4 protein-coding genes and 1 pseudogene are annotated in these 3,834 nt (G+C 67.6%); 4 read left to right on the forward strand and 1 reads right to left on the reverse strand.

Annotated features, from left to right (window positions below; translation table 11 throughout):
- Positions 1 to 164 precede the first annotated feature (164 nt).
- Both mgrA and AC5RV2_RS15705 read left to right on the forward strand, forming a co-directional pair.
- On the forward strand, positions 165 to 1,205 hold the full coding sequence (gene mgrA, locus AC5RV2_RS15700; protein WP_494093104.1) for an L-glyceraldehyde 3-phosphate reductase: 1,041 nt from the start codon (positions 165 to 167) through the stop codon (positions 1,203 to 1,205).
- Between the two features lie 320 nt (positions 1,206 to 1,525).
- Positions 1,526 to 1,966, forward strand: a complete 441-nt coding sequence (locus tag AC5RV2_RS15705; RefSeq protein ID WP_494093105.1) for a hypothetical protein — start codon at positions 1,526 to 1,528, stop codon at positions 1,964 to 1,966.
- An 84-nt stretch (positions 1,967 to 2,050) separates the two neighbouring features.
- Here AC5RV2_RS15705 and AC5RV2_RS15710 read toward each other — a convergent pair whose 3' ends face one another.
- Entirely contained in the window at positions 2,051 to 2,512 is a 462-nt protein-coding gene (locus AC5RV2_RS15710) for a DUF3817 domain-containing protein (RefSeq protein WP_494093106.1), read from the reverse strand.
- Positions 2,513 to 2,670: 158 nt separating this feature from the next.
- On the opposite strand from AC5RV2_RS15710, the gene AC5RV2_RS15715 reads away from it, so the two are divergent.
- Both AC5RV2_RS15715 and AC5RV2_RS15720 read left to right on the forward strand, forming a co-directional pair.
- Entirely contained in the window at positions 2,671 to 3,303 is a 633-nt protein-coding gene (locus tag AC5RV2_RS15715; RefSeq protein WP_494093107.1) for a TetR family transcriptional regulator, read from the forward strand.
- A 4-nt stretch (positions 3,304 to 3,307) separates the two neighbouring features.
- Positions 3,308 to 3,834, forward strand: a pseudogene (locus tag AC5RV2_RS15720) (MMPL family transporter); the annotation flags it as partial.

Below are 3,834 nucleotides of genomic sequence, written 5' to 3' on the forward strand. Positions count from 1 at the left end.
CAGCCGCAGCCTCGCGGGACGGAGAGCCGCCGCGGGCGGGCAACGCCGTCGTCGTCACCCGGTGCACCCCTGGCCGCCTCCGCTGTCAGCGCCGCCCTCCCCGCTGTTGTGGGCAGGATCATTGCCGGTAGGGACCGGTAGCCGCACGATGGCATGATGAAGGGATGGCGTATGAGGCTGCAGAGAACCGGTACCAGAACATTCCCTACCGCCGGGTGGGCCGCAGCGGGCTGAAGCTGCCCGCCGTCTCGCTGGGCCTCTGGCACAACTTCGGCGACGACAAGCCGTTCGAAGTGCAGGGCGCCATCCTGCGCCGGGCCTTCGACCTCGGGGTGACGCACTTCGATGTGGCCAACAACTACGGCCCGCCGGAGGGCAGCGCCGAAACCAATTTCGGCCGGCACATGCGCCAGGATTTCCTCCCCTACCGGGACGAACTGGTGATCTCCACCAAGGCCGGCTACCTGATGTGGCCCGGCCCGTACGGCGAGTGGGGTTCGCGCAAATACCTGCTCTCCAGCCTGGACGCGTCGCTGAAGCGGATGGGCCTGGACTATGTGGACATCTTCTACAGCCACCGGCCGGACCCGAACACGCCGCTGGAAGAGACGATGGGCGCGCTGGACCAGGCCGTCCGCTCCGGCAAGGCCATGTACGCGGGCATCTCCTCCTACACCCCCGAGCAGACCCGGGAGGCCGCACGGATCATGCGCGCGCTGGGGACCCCGCTGCTGATCCACCAGCCCTCGTACTCCATGCTCAACCGCTGGGTGGAAGGCGGCAGTCCGAACCTGCTGGAAGTCCTGGACGACGAAGGCATGGGGTGCATCGCGTTCTCACCGCTGGCCCAAGGCATGCTCACCGACCGCTACCTGAACGGCATCCCCGGTGACTCCCGCGCCGCACAGGACAAGTCGCTGTTCCCGCAGATGCTCTCCGACGAGAATCTGGACCGCGTCCGCGGACTGAACCAGCTGGCGGCGGACCGCGGCCAGTCACTGGCGCAGCTGGCCATCGCCTGGGTGCTTCGCCGGCAAGCCAAGGGCGCCCCCGTCACCTCGGCCCTGATCGGGGCCTCGAGCGTGCAGCAGCTGGAGGACAGCCTCGCCGCCGTGGCCAAACTGGACTTCACCACCGAGGAAGCCGACGCGATCAACCGGTTCGCGGTGGACTCCGACATCAACATCTGGAAGCCGAAGGGCTGAGCGCGGCGGGTCCTGCCGCGACGATCCCGCGCGGAAAAACCGCGTGACGGGGTACCCGGCGATACCTGTTTCCACTACGCTGTAGAAGTGCCAACCGCACCGCCGGGGCACGGCGCGGGGCACGGAGGCAGGATCCTCCCGAGGGATGGCAACCTCAAGTAACTTCTGTTGGGCCGGGGGCAGTCCCGTCTTTTTTCCGGCACCAGTGAGCGGCAGCGGCGATAGGAAGCCGGGGGGCCCGCCAAGCCGCTCATCGACGACAGGCGGACGCGCCTTCCGCGTTCCTGGCCTCCCGGAAAAGCACGGAAGCACTCTCAGCAATGAAAACTTCAGCAAGACTGCGCGTGTGGTTGATGGTGACCGGCGTACTCCTGGGACTTCTCGCATCAATCGGCGTGGCGGCACCGGCCGGTGCCACCAGCGTGGCGGTGCCTGCTTCGCATTCCCACGAAGACAAAGGCGACCACGGCAACGGCGACGCCGAGCTGTCGCTGCGCATCTATGATGACGGCGATTACCGGGTAAGGGGCGAGGGCTACGAAGCGAACCGCGTCCACGTCTGGATCATCAACGTGACCAAGCACAAGGTCGTGGATCATTTCCGCGTCCGGACCGATGACGGCGAATTCACCGTCCGTGGCGACGACCTGAAGTGCGGCAAGACGTACAAGGCGGTCAGCTACAGCCGCGCCGACGGATGGGTGTCGAGCGACCGCGTCAAGTTCCGCTGCGACGACGACAACGGCCACGGCCACCACTAGGAGATAAAAACGGCAGTGAGGAGCCGCCGGCCCGAAAACGGCGCCGGCGGCTCCTCGCCGATGTGGTCCGGTTGCGGTCCGGTGCTAGGCGAACCAGGTATCCGGCGGACCCATGTAGAGCAGCAAGCCGAAGACGGCGGCAACGGCTGCTATGACGACGGCGATGGCCGCCAACGGGCGGGCGAGCACGGCCGCCTGCAGCTTCTCGAGGAAACCGCGCGGGGCGTCACCGCCGGCGCCGAGCCGCCACACGTCGCCGAGCAGGCCGTGGCGGTCCATCGACTTCTCGACGGGAATCGTCGCATACGGAATGGCGGCGGAGACCACGGCCAGGATGCCGCGGCCCGCAGACCACTTTTGGTTCACCCAGGTGAAGCAGGTGCTGACGACGTAGCAGAGGAAGACAAAGCCGTGCAGGCCGCCCGCGATACTGACCGCCAGGCGTGCTTCAGGCACCAGCGCCCGCAGCAGCAGGGCCAGTAACAGCAGCGTCCACGTCACGGCCTCGGCGAAGGCGACGGTACGGAACAGGGTGCGCGGAGACATGCACGTCCTAGGAGACTAGTTGGCGTCGGCAATGGTGCCGTGGGTGTCCTCGAAAAAGGGCACCCTCACTAATTTAGCCGAGGACCCGGCCACACCTGAAATGTTTGTGCACAGCAGGCAACTTTGCATGGTGTGCAACTTAGTCCTACACTGGCCCGATGAGCGCAGGAACTCCGGTGCCCCCGGAAGGGCTCCGTGAACGAAACAAGGCGGCTACGCGGGGCGCCATCACCGCGGCCGCGTTGCGGCTGACCAGGGAACAGGGGCCGGGCGGCTTCACGGTGGACCAGGTGGCAGCAGAGGCGGGCGTCTCGCGCCGGACCTTCTTCAACTACTTCCCCTCCGTCGAGGCGGCGGTCACGCGGCCGGTGGAAGAATTCCTGGCCGAGTCCTTCAAGCGGCTCGATGAGCGGCCGGACGACGAACCAATCATGGACGCGGTCCTGGCCACTTTCGGAGGCGAGATCAGCCAGGGCCGGCTTGCGCTGCTGTGCGAGATCTACCAGATGGGTGTAGACGATGCCCAGTTGGAGCGCGTGCAACTGCAAGCCTGGAGCCAGGCCAGGCAGTCGCTCGAAGACGGGCTGCGCCCCCGGCTGCCGGACAGCGCCGGCGAGCTGATGGTCACTGCGCTTGCCGGATCGCTGATCGCCTGCGCGCAGGCGGCCATGCGCATGGCCGCAACCCAAACCCCCGCCGGCGGGGCACCCGAACCGTCGGCCTTCCGCCAGCAGTTGCTCGAGAGCCTTGACATGCTGCGCAGCGGCTTCAACCCCCATCCCAAGGACTGACCCCATGGCTTCGCTGCTTTACAGACTCGGTAAGCTCGCCGCGCGGAAACGCTGGTGGTTCGTCTCCGCGTGGCTGGTGGTCATGGTCGCCGTCGGCGGATCCGTCGCTGCCTTCATGGGCACCCTCTCCAACAGCTTCACCATTCCCGGCACTCCCGCCCAAGCGGTGGCGGACGACCTGCGGGAGAAAATGCCGGCCGCCTCGGGCGGCCTCGGCACCATCGTGTTCACGACGGCGGACGGCCGCGCGTTCACCGCCGGGCACCGGGACGCCATCGCGGCCATCGCCGCGGACCTGACGAAGCTGGACGCGGTCAAGAACGCCACGAACCCGGTGGAACTGCAGGCCGCCCTGGACAAGGCGCCAGGGACGATCGCCGACGGCGAGGAGAAGCTCGAAGCCGCCGCACAACGGCTGGAGGACGCCCAGGCCGAGCTGGACGCGGGCAAGGCGCAGCTGGAGCCGGGCCTGCAGCAGCTGAAGGCGGCGGAGGCGCAGATCGGGCAGCTGGAGGCAGCCGGCCAGGCGGC

This window comes from Arthrobacter sp. Y3225116, from assembly GCF_059091245.1.